The organism is Patiriisocius sp. Uisw_017 (assembly GCF_047731265.1).
Lineage (GTDB): Bacteria > Bacteroidota > Bacteroidia > Flavobacteriales > Flavobacteriaceae > Patiriisocius.
Map to the genome: position 1 here is coordinate 295,483 of NZ_CP159835.1, position 18,634 is coordinate 314,116.

Annotated in this window: 21 protein-coding genes and 1 tRNA gene; 13 read left to right on the forward strand and 9 right to left on the reverse strand. The window is 34.3% G+C overall.

Annotation, left to right across the window (positions count from 1 at the left end; all coding sequences use genetic code 11):
* Positions 1-740 precede the first annotated feature (740 nt).
* The 8 genes from ABXT67_RS01345 to ABXT67_RS01380 all read left to right on the forward strand — a co-directional run bounded on the left by ABXT67_RS01345 (position 741) and on the right by ABXT67_RS01380 (position 7,207).
* A complete protein-coding gene (locus tag ABXT67_RS01345; protein ID WP_415375498.1) occupies positions 741-2,246 on the forward strand; it encodes an arginine decarboxylase in 1,506 nt (501 codons plus the stop codon).
* Positions 2,243-3,184: an agmatinase gene (speB, locus tag ABXT67_RS01350; protein ID WP_415375499.1), complete on the forward strand. Its 942-nt coding sequence runs from the start codon at positions 2,243-2,245 to the stop codon at positions 3,182-3,184. Before ABXT67_RS01345 ends, speB begins: the two co-directional genes overlap by 4 nt.
* Positions 3,174-4,148 (forward strand): deoxyhypusine synthase family protein, encoded by a 975-nt coding sequence (locus ABXT67_RS01355; protein ID WP_415375500.1) that lies wholly within the window; start codon positions 3,174-3,176, stop codon positions 4,146-4,148. Before speB ends, ABXT67_RS01355 begins: the two co-directional genes overlap by 11 nt.
* Positions 4,149-4,297: 149 nt before the next feature.
* Positions 4,298-4,429 carry a hypothetical protein gene (locus tag ABXT67_RS01360; protein ID WP_415375501.1) on the forward strand — a complete coding sequence of 44 codons (132 nt, stop codon included), beginning with the start codon at positions 4,298-4,300 and terminating at the stop codon, positions 4,427-4,429.
* Positions 4,430-5,956: a bifunctional GNAT family N-acetyltransferase/carbon-nitrogen hydrolase family protein gene (locus ABXT67_RS01365; protein WP_415375502.1), complete on the forward strand. Its 1,527-nt coding sequence runs from the start codon at positions 4,430-4,432 to the stop codon at positions 5,954-5,956.
* Positions 5,956-6,090 carry a hypothetical protein gene (locus tag ABXT67_RS01370; RefSeq protein ID WP_415375503.1) on the forward strand — a complete coding sequence of 45 codons (135 nt, stop codon included), beginning with the start codon at positions 5,956-5,958 and terminating at the stop codon, positions 6,088-6,090. Before ABXT67_RS01365 ends, ABXT67_RS01370 begins: the two co-directional genes overlap by 1 nt.
* 517 nt (positions 6,091-6,607) lie before the next feature.
* Complete coding sequence (locus tag ABXT67_RS01375; protein WP_415375504.1) at positions 6,608-6,985, forward strand: hypothetical protein; 378 nt, start codon at positions 6,608-6,610, stop codon at positions 6,983-6,985.
* Between the two features lie 18 nt (positions 6,986-7,003).
* Positions 7,004-7,207, forward strand: coding sequence for a hypothetical protein (locus ABXT67_RS01380; protein WP_415375505.1), 204 nt, complete (start codon positions 7,004-7,006; stop codon positions 7,205-7,207).
* Positions 7,208-8,069: 862 nt separating this feature from the next.
* Here the strand turns inward: ABXT67_RS01380 and ABXT67_RS01385 are convergent.
* Positions 8,070-8,318 carry a type II CAAX prenyl endopeptidase Rce1 family protein gene (locus ABXT67_RS01385; RefSeq protein WP_415375506.1) on the reverse strand — a complete coding sequence of 83 codons (249 nt, stop codon included), beginning with the start codon at positions 8,316-8,318 and terminating at the stop codon, positions 8,070-8,072.
* 257 nt (positions 8,319-8,575) lie between these two features.
* On the opposite strand from ABXT67_RS01385, the gene ABXT67_RS01390 reads away from it, so the two are divergent.
* Both ABXT67_RS01390 and ABXT67_RS01395 read left to right on the forward strand, forming a co-directional pair.
* Complete coding sequence (locus ABXT67_RS01390) at positions 8,576-8,836, forward strand: ATP-binding protein (protein ID WP_415375507.1); 261 nt, start codon at positions 8,576-8,578, stop codon at positions 8,834-8,836.
* A 533-nt stretch (positions 8,837-9,369) separates the two neighbouring features.
* Positions 9,370-10,179, forward strand: coding sequence for a hypothetical protein (locus tag ABXT67_RS01395; RefSeq protein WP_415375508.1), 810 nt, complete (start codon positions 9,370-9,372; stop codon positions 10,177-10,179).
* A gap of 88 nt (positions 10,180-10,267) precedes the next feature.
* On the opposite strand, the gene ABXT67_RS01400 is transcribed toward ABXT67_RS01395, so the two are convergent.
* The 8 genes from ABXT67_RS01400 to ABXT67_RS01435 all read right to left on the reverse strand — a co-directional run bounded on the left by ABXT67_RS01400 (position 10,268) and on the right by ABXT67_RS01435 (position 16,403).
* A tRNA-Arg gene (locus tag ABXT67_RS01400) sits at positions 10,268-10,344 on the reverse strand.
* Positions 10,345-10,463: 119 nt separating this feature from the next.
* The gene (locus ABXT67_RS01405) at positions 10,464-10,739 is read right to left on the reverse strand and encodes an ATP-dependent Clp protease adaptor ClpS (protein WP_415375509.1); all 276 of its coding nucleotides are present in this window, start codon (positions 10,737-10,739) and stop codon (positions 10,464-10,466) included.
* Positions 10,740-10,796: 57 nt separating this feature from the next.
* A complete protein-coding gene (prmA, locus tag ABXT67_RS01410; protein WP_415375510.1) occupies positions 10,797-11,633 on the reverse strand; it encodes a 50S ribosomal protein L11 methyltransferase in 837 nt (278 codons plus the stop codon).
* Between the two features lie 99 nt (positions 11,634-11,732).
* The gene (gene tpiA / locus ABXT67_RS01415) at positions 11,733-12,488 is read right to left on the reverse strand and encodes a triose-phosphate isomerase (protein ID WP_415375511.1); all 756 of its coding nucleotides are present in this window, start codon (positions 12,486-12,488) and stop codon (positions 11,733-11,735) included.
* A gap of 16 nt (positions 12,489-12,504) precedes the next feature.
* Positions 12,505-13,005 carry a TlpA family protein disulfide reductase gene (locus ABXT67_RS01420; RefSeq protein ID WP_415375512.1) on the reverse strand — a complete coding sequence of 167 codons (501 nt, stop codon included), beginning with the start codon at positions 13,003-13,005 and terminating at the stop codon, positions 12,505-12,507.
* Position 13,006: 1 nt separating this feature from the next.
* The gene (locus ABXT67_RS01425) at positions 13,007-14,080 is read right to left on the reverse strand and encodes an ABC transporter permease (protein ID WP_415375513.1); all 1,074 of its coding nucleotides are present in this window, start codon (positions 14,078-14,080) and stop codon (positions 13,007-13,009) included.
* A 3-nt stretch (positions 14,081-14,083) separates the two neighbouring features.
* Positions 14,084-15,748, reverse strand: a complete 1,665-nt coding sequence (locus ABXT67_RS01430) for a BT_3928 family protein (RefSeq protein WP_415375514.1) — start codon at positions 15,746-15,748, stop codon at positions 14,084-14,086.
* 112 nt (positions 15,749-15,860) lie between these two features.
* The gene (locus tag ABXT67_RS01435) at positions 15,861-16,403 is read right to left on the reverse strand and encodes a DUF1599 domain-containing protein (RefSeq protein WP_415375515.1); all 543 of its coding nucleotides are present in this window, start codon (positions 16,401-16,403) and stop codon (positions 15,861-15,863) included.
* Between the two features lie 106 nt (positions 16,404-16,509).
* Between ABXT67_RS01435 and folP the strand changes: the two genes are divergently transcribed.
* From folP to ABXT67_RS01450, 3 genes are all read left to right on the forward strand, one after another.
* The gene (gene folP / locus ABXT67_RS01440; protein WP_415376896.1) at positions 16,510-17,283 is read left to right on the forward strand and encodes a dihydropteroate synthase; all 774 of its coding nucleotides are present in this window, start codon (positions 16,510-16,512) and stop codon (positions 17,281-17,283) included.
* A gap of 66 nt (positions 17,284-17,349) precedes the next feature.
* Entirely contained in the window at positions 17,350-18,129 is a 780-nt protein-coding gene (locus tag ABXT67_RS01445; RefSeq protein ID WP_415375516.1) for a diadenylate cyclase, read from the forward strand.
* 75 nt (positions 18,130-18,204) lie between these two features.
* The gene (locus ABXT67_RS01450) at positions 18,205-18,594 is read left to right on the forward strand and encodes a DUF3667 domain-containing protein (protein WP_415375517.1); all 390 of its coding nucleotides are present in this window, start codon (positions 18,205-18,207) and stop codon (positions 18,592-18,594) included.
* The last annotated feature ends 40 nt before the right edge of the window (positions 18,595-18,634 follow it).

The window sequence follows — 18,634 nt, forward strand, 5'->3', positions numbered from 1 at the left end:
TTTTTAAAATTTAGGTCTCTAAAACAATAGTCGACTTGAACTACACATCTCAAGATGCTCTTTAACCAGAGATGTGTAGTTTATTTTTTTTTAAAAATAATTACAAAATAAATCTTTAGCGCAAAGCATGCAAAACGTCCTTGTGTATCCATTCATAATCATCATAATTAATTCAAAGAGCATAAAGCATTAACTCGCATTAGACTCAGATATAATAAAACAACAAATTGATAGGGTGGGCTCCTATTATAAATCAAGGAGACGCTTTAATTCATCTAACCAAACAATTAAAAAAATGACTTATAAATGTGACGTATTCAAAAAGCTGGTGTCTTAATACTTAAGACAATCAAACTACACATCTCAGAATATTTTTTCCACTTGAGACTTGCAGTTTATTTTTAAATAAAATAAAAATTAAGAATGTGTGCGAATTTAATTTTTTATTATTTTTGTTCTGTAATGAGTTCTAATAAAGAACGCATTCCCAAAACCAAAATGAAATCTTTTTTCATATTCGGGCTTAGAAGAATAAAGAAGTCTACTTCAAAAGCTGCCTTAGGGATAGGGAACCGAATTATCAGGCTGACTTCTGAAACCATTACAACATATCGTTTGTTGAAGCAAAATAGCTTCGACCCCTCTACCATTTTTATATTCCGTATCTGAATTCTTAGAAAAACAGTCGCATTTGCTCTTTAGTGCAAAACTTACATTTTCTAATTTTTTATTTATATTCAATGAAAACGAAATACCTTGATCTTATTGATCAAACTTTTGATTTTCCGCAGGATGAGTTCACTCTAAACAACGATGAATTAAATTTCCACGGAATCGACTTAATGGCGCTTATCGAAAAACACGGAGCTCCACTTAAATTTACATATCTACCTAAAATATCTGATAATATTAGCAGAGCAAAAGGCTGGTTTGCAGATGCCATAAAAGAACACAACTACACAGGAAACTACAATTATTGCTATTGCACAAAAAGTTCCCATTTTAAGCACGTGCTTGATGAAGCATTAAAAAATGATATTCATATTGAAACCTCATCTGCTTTTGATATTGATATCGTGGAGAACCTAAAAGCTCAGGGTAAAATAAATAATAACACCTATGTAATCAGCAATGGTTTTAAGCGCGATCAATACGTTCAAAATATTGCGAGACTCATTAATAATGGTCATAAAAACTGTATCACCGTTATTGACAATTATGAAGAAATTACATTACTAAGTGATGCCATTGATGGTGATTACAATATTGGTATTCGTATCGCCTCAGAAGAAGAGCCCAAGTTTGAATTTTACACCTCTAGATTAGGTATTGGCTATAAAAACATCGTGCCATTTTATAATAAAGAGATTAAAGATAATCCAAAGGTTACCCTTAAAATGTTACATTTTTTCATCAATACAGGAATACGTGATACCGCTTATTACTGGAATGAATTGCTAAAGTGTATGAAAGTATATGTTGCCCTTAAAAAAGTATGCCCAAGTCTGGATAGTTTGAACATAGGTGGCGGTTTCCCTATAAAAAGCTCACTTGCTTTTGATTTTGACTACGCCTATATGGTGAGTGAAATAATAGGCCAAATTAAACAAACTTGTGAGGAGGCAGATGTTGCTGTACCTAACATTTTTACCGAATTCGGAAGTTTTACTGTAGGTGAAAGTGGCGGTGTTATTTATGAAATACTGTACCAAAAACAACAAAACGATCGTGAGAAATGGAATATCATAAACTCATCCTTCATTACTACAATGCCTGATACCTGGGCTATTAGCAAGCGTTTTGTGATGCTAGCGATTAATGGATGGCACAAAGAATATGAGCGCGTCCTTTTAGGAGGACTTACCTGTGATAGTGATGATTACTATAACAGTGAGCAACATATGAACGGTATTTACCTTCCCAAATTTAATAAGGACAAACCCTTATACATAGGCTTTTTTAATACAGGAGCATATCAAGAAACCATAGGTGGTTTTGGCGGTTTACAACACTGTTTAATTCCTACGCCAAAACACATTCTAATTGACCGTGATGCAAAAGGAGCATTAACGACTTCAGTATTTGCAGAACAGCAAACTTCAGAGCAATTATTATCAATTTTAGGCTATGACTATGGAATTAATAACGCCGTCGCTGCTGCGGATAGCGGTCAAAGCAAGAAACAAGTAAACTCAGAAATAACAGAAGCAATCAAAGAATATTACCAAAAAAACATGATACAATGAATACCCGTAAAACATACGCAGGCATAGACTCATCATATGCAAATGCAGACACATCAAAAATTATTCTTATTCCTGTCCCTTACGATGGAACAAGTACTTGGGGCAAAGGATCAGATAAAGGTCCTGAAGCTTTTTTACATGCTTCAGAAAATATGGAAATATACGATATTGAAACAGACACTGAAGTATACAAGCAAGGCATTCACCTTACCGAAGCGATAACAGAAAAGAGCTCACCGGGTGCAATGGTAGCCGCGGTGCATACTGCAGTAAAGGAAAATATTAAACGCAATAAATTTGTAACACTATTTGGTGGAGAACACTCTGTATCTATTGGTGCTATTAGAGCTTTTGATGAGTGTTTTGATGATTTAACCGTGCTTCACATAGATGCACACGCAGACTTAAGAAAAGAATACGACGGCTCAAAATACAATCATGCATGTGCTTTGTATGAGGCTAATGAGAACACTAATCTTATTCAAGTAGGAATCCGTAGCATGGATGCCTCAGAAAAACCGGTAATGAATGAAAACAATGTATTTTTTGCACAGGACATGAATGCAGACGATTACTGGATGGATAACGCTGTTGATCTAATGACAGATAATGTTTACATCACCTTAGACCTTGACGCATTAGACCCATCTATTATGCCCGCTACAGGCACTCCAGAACCAGGTGGCTTATTATGGTATGAAACTTTAGAATTTCTTAAAAAGGTTTTTGAAGAGAAAAATGTAGTAGGTTTTGATATTGTAGAATTATGTCCTAATGAAACAGATAAGTCATCAGACTTTCTTGCTGCAAAACTGTACTATAAAATGTTAAGCTACAAGTTTGCTTCAAAAGATGCAAGTGACGAAAATGAAAATCTTTATGGAAACAAAAGTAAAAATAAGATTAACAAGTTAAAATACGATCAACATGAAGAATAAAGGAGCGATCTCTAAATTTATAGAAAAGTACTATTTACACTTTAACGCAGCCTCTTTAGTAGACGCCGCAAAAGGATATGAAGAGCAACTAAACAAAGGCTCAAAAATGTTAGTCTCTCTTGCAGGTGCAATGAGTACTGCAGAGCTAGGAAAGATTTTTTCTGAAATGATTCGTAAAGACAAAGTGCAAATCATCTCTTGTACAGGTGCAAATCTAGAGGAAGATGTAATGAATTTAGTGGCGCACAGTCACTACGAGCGTGTACCAAATTATCGCGACTTAACCCCTCAAGATGAGTGGGATTTATTAGCGCGAGGCTTAAACCGTGTAACAGATACCTGTATTCCGGAAGAAGAAGCTTTTAGACGTATTCAAGAACACATCGTTAAGATTTGGAAAGATGCAGAAGCTGCTGGGGAACGCTACTTTCCGCACGAATTTATGTATAAATTATTATTATCTGGTGTGTTAGAAAAACACTATGAGATTGACATTAAAGATTCTTGGATGTACGCCGCTGCAAAAGCAAACCTACCTATAATCGTTCCAGGCTGGGAAGACAGTACGATGGGGAATATTTTTGCCAGCTACGTAATGAAAGGTGAGCTTAAAGCAAGCACCGTAAAGTCTGGTATTGAGTATATGACCTACCTCGCAGATTGGTACACTAAAAATTCTGAAAACGGTATTGGTTTCTTTCAGATAGGTGGCGGTATTGCCGGTGATTTCCCTATTTGTGTCGTGCCTATGCTCTTCCAAGATATGGAACGCACAAACACCCCTTTTTGGAGTTATTTCTGCCAAATAAGTGACTCAACGACAAGTTATGGATCTTATAGTGGTGCCGTTCCTAATGAAAAGATTACGTGGGGGAAATTAGAGATCAACACCCCTAAATTCATTATAGAGAGTGACGCTACGATTGTAGCCCCATTGATTTTCGCTTATTTACTTGATATGTAGAAATATGAAAAGTCAAAAATGGTCCAAAATTCAATCACATCAATATTGATTTTACGTAATTAACGCCAGAGATTCTGGCACTTGCACCAGGGAAAATTCCTGATTATTATGGTGATATAGATGTCTAGAATTCAGAAAAAAATAAATTGGTGGAAGCACTTGAAATCAGCTCAGTAGAGATTAAATATTTAATCAAAGTAAGTGAAAGGCTTGAAGAGGTAATGGAAGATTACAAAGATATTGTGACAGAGTCGATGCAAGATCTTTTGAAAAAAAACTAAATGAAACCAAAAGACATAGAGAATATTGAACTTAAGTTTCTTGATTTAAAAGATTATCAAGAACTGAAGACTACCATGATTTCGGCATACACAAATATGCCAGATTCTTATTGGAAAGAACACCATATAGAATCCCTTATTAATAAATTTCCTGAAGGACAAGTTGTTATTAAAATCAATGGACAACTCGCAGGGTGTGCCCTATCGATTATGGTAGATTATGATGCTTTTGAGGACGATCATACCTACATCGATATTACAGGTAATTACTCCTTTAGCACGCATACTAAAACAGGTGATGTCTTATATGGAATTGATGTGTTTATAAAACCTGAGTTTAGAGGTTTACGCATAGGAAGACGACTCTATGACTACCGCAAAGAAGTTTGTGAGAACCTTAATTTAAGAGGGATCGCCTTTGGTGGTAGAATGCCAAATTACAGCAAATATTCAGAAGAGATTTCGCCTAAAGAATATATTGAAAAGGTAAAGCGTAAAGAAATAAATGATCCTGTCTTAAATTTTCAGATATCAAATGATTTTCATCCTACAAAAGTGATGAAAGGCTACTTAGACGGTGATGCAGCTTCAGGTGAGTTTGCCATACTAATGGAATGGAACAACATCTATTACAAGAAACCTAGTAAAAAAGCTGCTACAAATAAAAGAAATGTACGCCTAGGGTTGATCCAATGGCAAATGCGGTCTTATAAAGACCTTGATGAATTGTTAAATCAAGCGGAGTACTTTATAGATGCAGTTGCTGGATATCGTTCAGATTTTGTTTTGTTTCCTGAGTTTTTTAACGCGCCATTAATGGCAAAAGACAACCATTTAAGTACACCAGAGGCCATCAGAGAACTAGCAAAACATACAGAAGCTATTGTTCAAAAATTCTCTGAATTCTCCATCTCTTATAATATTAATATTATCTCTGGAAGTATGCCAGAAATAAAAGATGGCCGTCTATATAATGTAGGCTATTTATGCCGCAGAGATGGTACTATGGAACGTTATGAAAAACTTCACATAACGCCAGACGAAGCAAAAGTATGGGGTATGCAAGGCGGAAGCCAGATCAAGGCATTTGATACAGACTGCGGTAAAATAGGAGTCCTTATCTGTTATGATTCTGAATTCCCAGAATTAAGCAGATTACTTGCAGACGAAGGAATGGACATTCTTTTCGTGCCATTTTTAACAGATACCCAAAATGGATATTCACGAGTGCGCCATTGCTCTCAAGCCAGAGCCATAGAAAACGAATGTTATGTAGCCATCGCTGGAAGTGTAGGTAATTTACCTAATGTGGAGAATATGGATATCCAATTTGCACAATCGATGGTCTTCACCCCTTGTGATTTTTCATTCCCAACAAACGGAATTAAGGCAGAGGCAACTCCCAATACCGAAATGATTCTTATAGCAGACGTAGATATTGATTTGCTCAGAGAATTAAATGAATTTGGCGCCGTGCAAAATCTTAGAGATAGAAGGAAAGATTTGTTTGAGCTAAGAAAGAGATAATGATTCATCCTACTACTGAAATCAGGTTTATAAAGGATAAAGTAGGACACGTTGTGGTGCCTACTGCATTTATTCTAAAGGAACCAATTATTTGGGTATTAAACCAATTTGATCGAGAATTTACAACTCAATAGTTTTAAATCAAATTGCCTTACAACAGCTTATAATATTGAAGCTTGAGAACAACTAACGGATGCCTATAATTATCTCAATATAGATGCACCTTAACATCATTTACGACGGCACAGGACGCATGACGGTCTATACCGAGGGTTAGTTAAAGTATCATAATGGGATGGGAACTCATAGATGTTTTTTAAAGTGTTGCCAATGCAACTCCACCACTTAAACCCATTTTAAAGGAAGTTGCTTGTGATGCTATTGCTGCAAAAAAGGAAAACGGTCTAAGTTTCAAGTAATTCTTCTTACTAAGATGGAATCTCTCTCTTTCCTATGCGAAAGAGAAGCCTGCTTTGGCTAACATAAAACATTCTCGAAGTTTCCAAAGTGCGCAGTCAAAATACAACAAACTGAAAAAGTATTTTATTTAAAATAAAAGTGACCTAAAAATAATTTTGGTGTCTAATGATGAGGCGAATATTATAAAAAATAAAGACGCTACATTTAAATCTAATTAAATAAAACAAAAAAATGAAAACATTAAAATTAATTCCGGTATTTATTATCGCGTTTTTATTTTGCAACTACACCAGTGTAGCTCAAGATAATGATGAAACGTATGAAGATGTTGAAGTTGAAAATGAGAACGAAAGCACTATTGCTACTGGCACCTACGTAGGAATGGAAGAAGGAAAGTACATCTTTAGTTTTGAAGATGAAGATGGTGAAAACAATGCTATGAGTTTTGAAAAAGTCTCGCTAGAAGTAAAAAAAATGTTTGATCTTTCTTCCGAAAAATTTATTGGTGAAACATTTAAAATGGGCTATATCACAGATAATACAATCGATGAGAGTGATGATGAAATGCTCGTGAGCATAAGAATAATACTTACCTTAAAACAGTTATAATTAAACCATAATTTTAAAATGAAAAAACAATTTATTACCGTGTTTGTAGTCGTACTTGCTCTAACGATATTTTCTTGTAGAGAAGCTCAAGAAGAAAAAATAGAGGATTCTGTAGAAAATATTGAAGCTGATATCCAAGACGAAATCGAAGAAGTAAAGGAGTTAGAATCTGATAGTTTACCAATAGAATTACAAGAAAACGAAACTATTATTTCTGAATAATAAACAATAATGTTGCAGTTACATAATTAACAACTCCCACAATCCATAATAAAGGCGCCTGTTTTAAAACGAGCGCCTTTTCTTTTTTATAAAACCTATATAAAATTGCTTCGTATCGTTTTAAAATGGAGATAAAATAAAAAAGCGCTCTAAACGCTCAACATATACCTTAGTGCTAACGATAGCGTACTGCCTTTGTTCGCTCTTCTGGTTGTTGTTGCAGCCGTAGCATAATAAACAGGCGGCAAGTATTGCAAAGTATTTCACAATAGGTTGTTTATAGTAATACTTTTTTACTGACCGATAAAGCGTTCGTTAATGATATGTTATGGGAAATAAGTTGTGATTTTTCTTTGATGCTCCTTAGTGAAAAATTAACAAGTTTTTACTTGTTTTTCACCCCAGTACTTTGTTATGATGCAATTTTATTTTAGTTTCCAGATTTTGAGTGATTTTTGGATTTCATCTGCTGAAACTAATTTGAGTGGTTTTTGGATTTCATCTGCTGAAACTAAAAAGCGACCAATAACGAAAAATTCTGTTCCAATATATTCAGAATTAATTAATCAAACAAATTTTCCGTACTTAACTACTAATGGCCAAAACAAATATTATTCTTTAATTCCGAGTGAGTTATAATGAAGCACAACAGTTAGTATAAGAAACAAACGGTAGTAAATAAGCACCTCTGTCTCGGTTTATTACTTAACTAAATATAAATATTTTGCCTTTACCTTTTTCTCTTAAATACCAAATTTTATGTTTAGCAGACCTAGTTATTTATGACATACTTTTTGATTTAGCAGAAATGCCCTATGTTTTTTATACATTGTTATACACGGGCTTTTGCGCATCTTATTCACTACACCCACCCGTGATATATGGCTAGTAAGGGAATTGTATCAAACAATCCGTGTACAGCAATATTAGACCATAAATCATATTTCTTTAGATGAAAAATAATCGCTCGTAATAAACCTATAATACTCGTTATAATTTGTCCAATAATCCCTAAATAACTATGCATAAAACCAAAAAGAATGGCGAATATGATTGTACTCAAAATCACACTCAATTTGCTGTTCCCAAAAAATTTAGCGAATTGGCGCATAAAATAACCTCTCTATACTATCTCTGCCCTAAAGGCTGCTGAAATCCATATAAATAGTAATGCAATTAATATATAAGATAGATTCCCTTTAAGTTCATCAAAATCCGAAAAGTTTATGGATTCTCCCGTTAAATTACTAATTAGTGGAATAAGTATAATATAGTAGAAGTAATGCTATAGATAATAACGGTGTGAAGACAAGAAGATTCTTTATAGTATTATTACTATTTTGTATGCGTATCGTAATGCCAGTGTAGATGGAAAAAATTTTAAAATTTAGTATTGACAGTGCCTTGCTCAAGGAATTAGGCGAGAAACTCGTTGAGGCAGTGCATCTTGCACTTTCTGAGTTGGTTAAAAATTCTTATGATACTGATGCCACTGAGGTTGAGATAGTTTTTGACACGAATGATGAAGGCAATGAAATTATCAAAATCATCGACAATGGAGTCGGGATGAATTTTGATGCTGTTCAAAATTACTGGATGAAAAAATGCATTTTAAAACTCATCCTTTAATGAGCGATATATTTGATAAAACTTATGAGACTGGACTTGGATTTGAAAATGAAAAAAATTTAGACAAAAAAATCTGAACATTACAATTTCATAAACTCTATTAGTAATCGAAGACTATAAACTTTCATTTAGTAAAATAAAGCTTCAGTAAGATTGGGTTTCCTTCGTAACCTAAATTTTGTAGCTTGAAAAAAGACAAAATCCTCCCTGACTATTTGATTTTAACTCAAGGGAATTTTAATAAATCAAAATGACAGAACAAAATAGAATTCAATTAGAAAATTATTTAAACGAAATACTCAGACCTAAATTCAATGACATAGTAGTGCATTTAGACGTTCGTGAGGAAACAAGCACATTGGTGTGCTTTTGGAACAAGCTTAATGCAGTTTTTTATGACAACTGTCATACTTTTAAATTCTCGACCATAATTTCAATACAACGCTTGAAAATGAAATAAAACCATATTTTGATATTTAAAAAACATCATTAATAGCTTACACAAGCATATCATTGTCTAAGACAATTAAATTATGAAATATAACATCCAAACAATAACTGATAATTCTATTAAACTACTTTATCAATATTGCCCTAATTTATTTCATTTCATTAAAGATGATGTCATCATAGAATTTGTAAAAAGGTCATTTATTTTTATAGAAGAAATTGAAGGAGAAAAGAAGAAGCGAAATTTCATCTCAATAATTATTGATTTAGCATCTCAACATAAAAAAGGTTACGGAGAATTGTTGTCTGAATTTGAATATTTCAATTTTCTATTAGGGGAGTTTCACAACTATCAACCCAATTCTATTCAATTTGGAAATTTGCTAAAGGCATCTATATTAAACCTTAACACAAATGACTTTCACAACTCTTTAGCCGAAATAGCAGTACTGTTAAATACTATAACTGAATATGAATTCGTAAAGTATGAATACGAATTAGAAAATGGAAAACAGATTGATTTAGTATTTAGAAACGAAAGTGATAAAATCAATTTTTATATTGACGTTGTTACAATACATTTTAATCTCAATGATTATATCGACCAAAAGGATTTTGAAAAAAAAATCACTACTAAAGTAAGAAGGAAATATGAAAGTAAGACAGTACTTTTAGAACCAAAACTAAAGAATCTAATTTACATTGCGCCAGTAATATCAGGACTTAAAGATAATATTGTACAAGAGAATTTACACTTTTTAAAAACCTTTAAAGGAATTTACGATCCAGCTACCGATATTGGATTTAACTCAATACAATTACAATTCTTTGCAAAATATGGAAACAATACTTTTGGATTGATAGATGCGACTACGTTTGAAAAACAAGGATAACAAACATCCTAAATTTAAAAAATCGCGCAAATAATGGGCAAATAAAAAACCAGAAATTTACAAAAACGTTGTGAATTTCTGGTTTTATTGGTGACCTCGACTGGATTCAAACCAGTAACCTCTTGAGCCGTAATCAAGTGCGCTATTCAGTTGCGCCACGAGGCCATTTTCTGAAACAATAAAATTTGTTTCGGGCTGCAAATATATCAAAATATCGGTAAATGGAGACTAACAATATTTAATTTTTTATTGAAAATATGAATTGGATTTATTTAAAAACAATCTTAATGTATTTCGGCACTTAATCCTGCGTCTAACAACATAGAACAACGCGGTTTTAACTCTTCAAAAGCTCCTGTCTTAACGGTACATTTACCTTTATAATGCACAAGTATACTGCATTGCTCTGCTTGTTCTGGAGTATGATCACAAGCGTATATAAGCGTATTAATGACGTGGTCAAAAGTATTTACATCATCATTAAATAACACAATGTGGTTTTCTGTGCTTTCCATTTCAAGCACATCAACTTCTTCTTGTATTTTTTCTTTTGTACTCATTATTGCTAATCAATTGTTCTCGAATGCACTAGAACCAACAGTTTATAAATATAAAAACTACTCTAAAATAAAACGAGCCGAAACCCAATTATTCTTTTCTTTATTATCAACGAAACGCAATCCTAAATTATTGCAACAATCCTTTATAACTGGAAGATCTTCAGTATAAAAACCGCTAAGTAAAAGGGTTGCATTTTCAAGCATACTTTCTTTATAAACCTGCATATCTGCTAGCAAAATATTCCGATTAATATTTGCAATTACGGTGTTGTATTTTTGTTTAGGGATTTCTCTCGCATCTCCTTGAAATACGTTTATAATAGTGCCGTTATTGCGGGCAATATTCTCGATACTATTTTCAACACACCAGTCATCAATATCAATAGCATCAATATTGACGGCTCCTTTCATCGCTGCTAAAATGGCAAGTACTGCGGTACCACAACCCATGTCTAATACCGTCTGTCCCTTAAACTCAAGATCAAGAATATACGTTAACATCATAAAGGTCGTCTCGTGATGGCCCGTTCCAAAAGACATTTTAGGATCTATAACAATCTCATAAGGAACATTAAATGGCTTATGAAACGTTGCCCTTACAACGCAGGTATCATCTACTAAGATAGGTTCAAAATTTTTCTCCCACTCTTCATTCCAATTTACTTGGTCGATTTCTTTATATTGAAAGGCAATCTCAAATTCTTCGGAAGCCAAAATATGAATGTCCTTTAAAATTTCAGCATTCCACTCCTCTTTCTGGATATAAGCAAGAACACCCGTTTCCGTTTCTATAAAACTTTCAAACCCTGCATATCCTAATTCAGCAATTACTATTTCTGAAGCTGGCTGCAAAGGGCTTATTGTAAATGTATATTCAATATATATTTGAGACATTTGTTTCTTGTTTCTTAAAGTCTATAAATATTCGTCTTTGTAAAGTGGGTTTCAACTGCGTTCAACCAGGCAACAGTATGCTATTTATATATTGTAATTTTATTCAAAAGCGTTTACGATCGCCATAAAATCTTCACACTTTAAAGCTGCTCCTCCAATTAAACCGCCATCAACATCTTTCTTTCCAAAAATTTCTTTAGCATTTCCAGGCTTCACACTTCCGCCATATAAAATGGAAACACGCTCAGCAATTGTATTATTGTAATTCTCTGAAATCAAGGTTCGAATATACCCGTGCATTTCCTGTGCTTGCTCTGGTGATGCTGTCTCACCGGTACCTATTGCCCAAACAGGCTCGTAGGCCAATACAATACTACTCCAGTTTTCTTCTGAAATATGAAACAGTCCACCTGCGAGCTGTTGTTTTACTATTTCAAAATGATTCTCGCTTTTTCTGTCTTCTAAACCTTCCCCAAAACAGAAAATAACAGTCATGTTATTCTCCAATGCCGCATTTACTTTTTCAGAAAGTATTTTACTGCCTTCATTAAAATACTGGCGACGTTCACTATGTCCTAAAATAACGGTTTTAACGCCAACACTTAAAAGCATAGCCGCCGAAACTTCTCCAGTAAAGGCTCCATTTGATGCTTGGTGCATGTTTTGCGCAACCACTTCTATAGCGTCTTCACGCACGCTATCAAAAGCACTGTACAGGTTTGTAAATGCCGGCGCCACCATCACAGTTACATTTTCTGGAATCACTTGGTTTTTTAAATCTCCTAATAATGCTTCCGTTTCTGAAAGATCATTATTCATTTTCCAATTTCCGGCAACAATTTTTTGTCTTGTCATAATTTGTTATTCTTGGTTAATTCCTATTTGTTATTTCTTTCAAAACCTTCAATAAATGCGGATCATTCAAAGTTTCTGCATCATATAATGCTATTTTTCCTTCCGCATCAATAATCATATATCGTGGAATCCAATCTAAATCTATCGCTTTGTTAAATGGACTGTTCCAGCCTTTGAAACTAAAATAATGTTCTCCAACTAGAGGATACTTCTCAATACCTTGCTTCCATTTTTTTTCACTTCGGTCCAAAGACAAAAATAAGAAAGTAACGGCATTATATTCCTTTTGAAGCTGTCTTAAAACAGGCATTCCTTTAATGCAATCCCGACACCAACTTGCCCAGATATCAACAAAAACAACTTCGCCTTTATGACTTTCTAAAATTTTAGAAAAAGCAATTTGTTCTCCTTCCAAAGATAAGAATACATCAGCTAATGCTTCCTGCGGAAAAACAACTTTTTGTGCTTTTGTGCACGATGCCAAAGTAAAAAATAATAGGAGAACGATTGGTTTCATTTTAAACAATGACTTTTGGATCTAGATACCCATATATAATATCCACAAAAATATTAATAATAATGAAGAGTGTTGCAATCACAAGCACAGTTCCCATAATTACTGGAAGATCACTTTTGTTTAAAGCATCCACAATTTCTTTACCAATACCGTTCCAACCAAAAATATACTCTACAAACACCGCTCCTGCAAGCATAGACGCAAACCATCCCGAAATTGCAGTTACTACTGGATTAAGACTATTCTTTAAGGCGTGTCTTTTTATAATGGTTGTCATAGAAAGCCCCTTTGCTTTCGCGGTTCTTATATACTCTTGATTGAGTACTTCGAGTAAGGAATTTCGCATTAATTGGCTCACCACCGCCAAGGGTCTAATCCCCAAAACAACTGCAGGTAATATCAAATTTTTCCACTGTATGAATTTTCCATTTCCAAAATCATCCACTTCATACAAACTGCCTGTCATATTCAACCCTGTGTATTCGTGAAGTAAAAAACCAAAAAACCAAGCAAATAAAATAGCACTAAAAAAGGAAGGCACACTCATCCCAAGGGTACTTACCAATTGAATGATTTTATCCACCCAAGTATCTCTATATAATACGGAAAGAATCCCCAGCAAAACACCTAATATCAAGGCAATAACGATGGAAGATAGTGCTAGCACAAAAGTGTTTGGTAATGTTTCAGCAATAACCGAACTCACCGTTTTACCACTTTTCTGAAACGACTCCCGCAAATACGGAAATTTCAAAACCGTCGTCGTATTTGAAATAGTGAATAATGAAATTGCTTGGTATTTTCCTTTAGCTAAATACGTATAGTCTTTTTCGGTATTGCTATGAAAAGAAATTGGCGATACATCATTGAGATATAAACCATACTGAGTAAATAATGGTTTGTCCAAGCCATATTTTTTTTTGACTGCGGCTACCTGCTCTGCATTTTGATTTTGCCCTAGCATATCCTTTGCAGGGTCTGCATTCAAGCCCATAAATAACATAAAAATAACCGTAACTACTCCAAATAAGGTTAGTAAGGCATAGGTTATTTTTTTTATTATATAGCGTAGCAATGCTTATTGTTTTACTTGATCTATAGTTAGTACTTTATATTCAAAATCCGCTCCATATAAAAAAGCTGCATATTCCTCTATGGTTTGGGAAAAACCAGCTTTTACTCTGCGTTCATTAACATTTTCTGGGTTTTGAATTGGCCAAATAAATGGCATATCGTCTTGGTATTTCATCCCTTGCGTACCATATATTTGGGGTTTATTTTCTGCCATTAAATAGCGGTCTTCCATCATAGCAACTAAATTAAACGGGATCTCTTCTTTTGCTCCAGCTTGTTTTATAATAGGCAAATAAGTTTCTATTTGATCTGTATTGTGTTGTAGCACAGACCACGCAACGATATTAGTGGGTTCTCCAACAATAGATTTGCCAGGGTAGCCTTTTGTATTAAAGTAGTCCGTTATAAACTTTATATTTGTGGCATCTATTAAGTGTTGCATTTCCCATAAACTGTCATTATTTGCCCCTTGCCCGCGTTGCATCATCAATCTATATTTCTGATCTAACACACCAATACTGTCTAACCTTTTCTTTAGTGTAAAATCTATCAAAGGCATTGCGCCTTTTTGTTCTTTCAATTTTAATGATGCTACATCACTAAAGTGCAGTTTTTGCGTAATGGTTCCTTTTTGAAGTTCAACAATTCCGGGGTTGCTCCGAACGATTGTTTTTAAGGCAGTCATATCACAAAAATAGAAATCGAAATTCAAACTGTATTTTTCAGTAAGCTTCTCTGTTTCGGCTGTTGATGATGCAGACATTCCTATTACCTTATACCCTAGTTTTAGTGCTTTGTCTGTAATTTCTTTAACCGAGATGAATCCATCATTTTCTGCTACTTCAAGATTATAGGCGATAACTACTATTAAATTTTCAGCAGTAAGAAAATCTGTTGTAAAATCATTCCCGTCTCGTTCTATACTAAAATCATGCACTGGCGGCTCGTATCCTTCTTGCACCACATTCGTTTCAACACTCACAAGCTCACCATCAATTCCAGGGTCTACACCGTTATTTTTAACGATTTTCTCTTCGCCATTTACATTAAACTTCCAATTATACTCGTATACTGCTCTAGGAGCACCTGGTGGGGTCTCCATACCTTCTTTAATATTTTTACCAATTGCATAAGCTCTAAAATCAACGACTGGAAGGTGCATTAAAACATGATATCCCAACCAGAGACACAACACAAATGTTACAAAAACAATCATATTTTGCGTAAACTTTTTAAAAAATGGCTTGATGTATTTTTGACCTGAAAACACAATGATAATCATTATCGTAAGCATCACATCTTTCCAAAAAGACTCCCAAGGAGTTAATTTTAATGCGTCTCCAAAGCAACCACAATCTGTCACTTTATTAAAATAAGCCGAATAAAAAGTTAGGAACGTAAAGAAGACGATCATTAATAGTAAACTCCACAAGGTAAATTTCTTGGCATATCCTAAGATGAGCATAATCCCAAGCATCACTTCATAAACAACAACGATGATTGCAATGCCAAGTGCGTAGGGAACTAGAAATTCTAAATTTAAAACTTCAGGAGCAAAATAGTCTCCTAGTTTAAATGAAAAACCAACGGGGTCATTCAGTTTGATTAATCCACTTATGATGAAGAAGATCCCTATAAATATTCTAAAAAATCCGACAAGTACTTTCATATTATAAAATTTTAAATATGTTTTATTTCACATTAGAAACGGTCATTAACAGAAATGGCTGCGCAATATCCTATAAGCAAGTCCTCTGCTATTAGTTGAAGTTTCATTGTTTTTAATCTATTTCGCCTAGGTGTATCATCGCAAACACCGCGTAGTTAATCATATCTTGATAGTTCGCATCAATTCCTTCGCTAACCAGCGTTTTGCCTTTGTTGTCTTCAATTTGCTTAACACGCAACAATTTCTGAAGAATCAAATCGGTAAGACTACTCACGCGCATATCCCGCCACGCTTCGCCGTAGTCGTGATTCTTATCCATCATTAATTGCTTTGTAATCGCTACTTTTTTATCGTACAATTGCGTGGCATCTTCCAAGGAAAGATCTGGCTGCTCCACTACACCGTGTTCTAGTTGAACGAGTGCCATGATACTATAATTAATAACCCCAATAAATTCGCTCTGTTGTCCTTCTTCCACTTTCTGGACTTCATTTTGCTGCAATCCACGAATGCGCTGCGCCTTGATAAAGATCTGATCTGTCAAGGACGGCAATCTTAAAATACGCCAAGCGCTCCCATAGTCCTTCATTTTATTGATAAAGAGAGACCTACAAGTTTCTATAACATCATTGTATTGTTTAGAAGTATCTGCCATGCTATCTGTGATATTTTGCGTAAATTTCGGGTAAATAAAACAATTTTAAAAATTGCAAACAATCAATTGTAAAGGTACATTAATTGACTTCTCCACTCCAAAAGTGATGGGTATAATTAATGTTACACCAGATAGTTTTTTTGATGGCGGGCGTTTGTCTTCTGAAAATAAAATCCTCCAGCAAGCTGAAGACATGCTCTCTGAAGGCGCTACCTTTTTAGATATTGGGGGATATAGTTCTCGCCCAGATGCTACAGATATTTCTGAAAATGAAGAAGCACAAAGAGTAGTTCCAGCAATTAAAGCTATTTTAAAAGAATTCCCATCTGCGATACTTTCCATAGATACTTTTAGAAGCAATGTTGCGAAGCGAGCAGTGACCGCTGGCGCAGCGATCATAAATGATATTAGCGCAGGACTTTTAGATGATGCCATGCTACAAACTGTTGCAAATTTACAAGTGCCTTATATACTAATGCATATGCGAGGCAGGCCACAAACAATGAAAAGTCATACCGAATATGATCATCTTACTACCGATATAATAACCTATTTTACCGAAAGAATTGCTGAGACCAAAAAACTAGGAATCAATGATTGTATGATAGATCCGGGTTTCGGTTTTGCTAAAAACAGGGAACAAAACTTTGAGTTATTGCAAAATCTTGATCAGTTTTCAGTAATCGAAGTCCCATTACTGGCAGGCATTTCGAGAAAATCGATGATTTATAAAACATTAAACATCACCCCGGACGAAGCACTTAACGGTACTAGCGCATTACACATGGTCGCTTTACAAAATGGAGCTTCCATATTGAGAGTACACGATGTTGCCGAAGCCGTGCAATGCATTAAACTGAATGAACAATTAAAAAAATAGGGTATTTAAATACTGATTTGCAAAGACTTGTATTTTAATCTTATTTTTACATAAACAATAAAATTTTTGGATTTTTTCGAATTTACAGATTTCAGAGTCATAGATGCCATTGATATTTTATTAGTGGCGGCACTCCTCTACTACCTCCACCGTTTAGTAAAAGGTACAGTAGCCATTAATATTTTTATTGGGATTGTAATTATCTACGGGATATGGCGCCTTACAGAAATCCTAGAAATGGAACTCTTGAGTAAGATTTTAGGCGGCTTCTTGGGAGCAGGAATGTTTGCGTTGATTGTTGTCTTTCAGCAAGAAATACGAAATTTTTTATTAATGGTGGGATCTACAAATTTTAACACAAAACGATTTGTCAAACAATTTAAATCAATTTCAAAAGACAGCGTTGCTACTACTGACATCGAACCAATTATGGAAGCTATAAAAAAAATGAGTGCCTCAAAAACAGGAGCTTTAATTGTGATTAAACGAAATAACAGTTTGGATTTTGTAAAAAGCAGCGGCGACGTAATGAATGTGACCGTAAACCAACCCATTATTGAAAGTATTTTCTACAAAAACAGCCCATTGCATGATGGTGCTATGTTGATTGAAGAAAATAAAATTACAGCAACACGTGTTATTTTGCCCGTTTCAAGCGATCGTAAAATTCCATTGCGTTTTGGATTAAGACACCGAGCAGCAGTTGGTGTTACTGAAAAAAGTGATGCTGTTGCACTAATAGTAAGTGAAGAAAGCGGACAAATATCCTACCTTAAAGATGGCGACTTTGTACTATTTGAAAATATTAGCGAACTAACCAAACTATTGAATAAGGATTTAAGTTAAGAACACTATAAACATTAAGAACTGTAATAAAGAACTACCATAGATGATAAATTTTGCAACAACTGTGGCGCAAAAGTGGTTAACCAGATAATTACCTTTGGTCATTTTGCAAATGATATTTCCGAGCGTTTTTTAAATATTGAAAACAATTTAATCCTCAGAACGATAAAAGATTTATTTTTAAAACCATCCCTTGTAATTAATGGATATATTCAAGGAGTTCTTAAAAGACACTTAAATGTTGCGAACTACTTAGCACTCGCTTTAACACTTTCTGGATTACAACTTTTTCTTCTCAAGAAATTTTTTCAAGATAACATGGATGTTTCTTGGATGGTTCAGGAAGACAATCCAATGTTAAATGGAGACAGTAATTCTTTTATGGATATTATGTTTGAATATCATGGCCTTCTGTATTTTTTTTTATACCAATATACGCCACTATTGGAAGGCCTGTATTTATAAATTCAAAAAAAAAACTTTTTACACCACATTATAATCTCGG

Excerpts from the sequence above, each read along its gene's own strand:
- ABXT67_RS01345 (WP_415375498.1), top strand. The coding sequence starts at position 741 with ATGAAAACGAAATACCTTGATCTTATTGATCAAACTTTTGATTTTCCG.
- speB (WP_415375499.1), top strand. The coding sequence starts at position 2,243 with ATGAATACCCGTAAAACATACGCAGGCATAGACTCATCATATGCAAAT.
- ABXT67_RS01355 (WP_415375500.1), top strand. The coding sequence starts at position 3,174 with ATGAAGAATAAAGGAGCGATCTCTAAATTTATAGAAAAGTACTATTTA.
- ABXT67_RS01365 (WP_415375502.1), top strand. The coding sequence starts at position 4,430 with ATGAAACCAAAAGACATAGAGAATATTGAACTTAAGTTTCTTGATTTA.
- ABXT67_RS01370 (WP_415375503.1), top strand. The coding sequence starts at position 5,956 with ATGATTCATCCTACTACTGAAATCAGGTTTATAAAGGATAAAGTAGGA.
- ABXT67_RS01375 (WP_415375504.1), top strand. The coding sequence starts at position 6,608 with ATGAAAACATTAAAATTAATTCCGGTATTTATTATCGCGTTTTTATTT.
- ABXT67_RS01380 (WP_415375505.1), top strand. The coding sequence starts at position 7,004 with ATGAAAAAACAATTTATTACCGTGTTTGTAGTCGTACTTGCTCTAACG.
- ABXT67_RS01385 (WP_415375506.1), bottom strand. The coding sequence starts at position 8,318 with ATGCGCCAATTCGCTAAATTTTTTGGGAACAGCAAATTGAGTGTGATT.
- ABXT67_RS01390 (WP_415375507.1), top strand. The coding sequence starts at position 8,576 with ATGGAAAAAATTTTAAAATTTAGTATTGACAGTGCCTTGCTCAAGGAA.
- ABXT67_RS01395 (WP_415375508.1), top strand. The coding sequence starts at position 9,370 with ATGAAATATAACATCCAAACAATAACTGATAATTCTATTAAACTACTT.
- ABXT67_RS01405 (WP_415375509.1), bottom strand. The coding sequence starts at position 10,739 with ATGAGTACAAAAGAAAAAATACAAGAAGAAGTTGATGTGCTTGAAATG.
- prmA (WP_415375510.1), bottom strand. The coding sequence starts at position 11,633 with ATGTCTCAAATATATATTGAATATACATTTACAATAAGCCCTTTGCAG.
- tpiA (WP_415375511.1), bottom strand. The coding sequence starts at position 12,488 with ATGACAAGACAAAAAATTGTTGCCGGAAATTGGAAAATGAATAATGAT.
- ABXT67_RS01420 (WP_415375512.1), bottom strand. The coding sequence starts at position 13,005 with ATGAAACCAATCGTTCTCCTATTATTTTTTACTTTGGCATCGTGCACA.
- ABXT67_RS01430 (WP_415375514.1), bottom strand. The coding sequence starts at position 15,748 with ATGAAAGTACTTGTCGGATTTTTTAGAATATTTATAGGGATCTTCTTC.
- ABXT67_RS01435 (WP_415375515.1), bottom strand. The coding sequence starts at position 16,403 with ATGGCAGATACTTCTAAACAATACAATGATGTTATAGAAACTTGTAGG.
- folP (WP_415376896.1), top strand. The coding sequence starts at position 16,510 with ATGGGTATAATTAATGTTACACCAGATAGTTTTTTTGATGGCGGGCGT.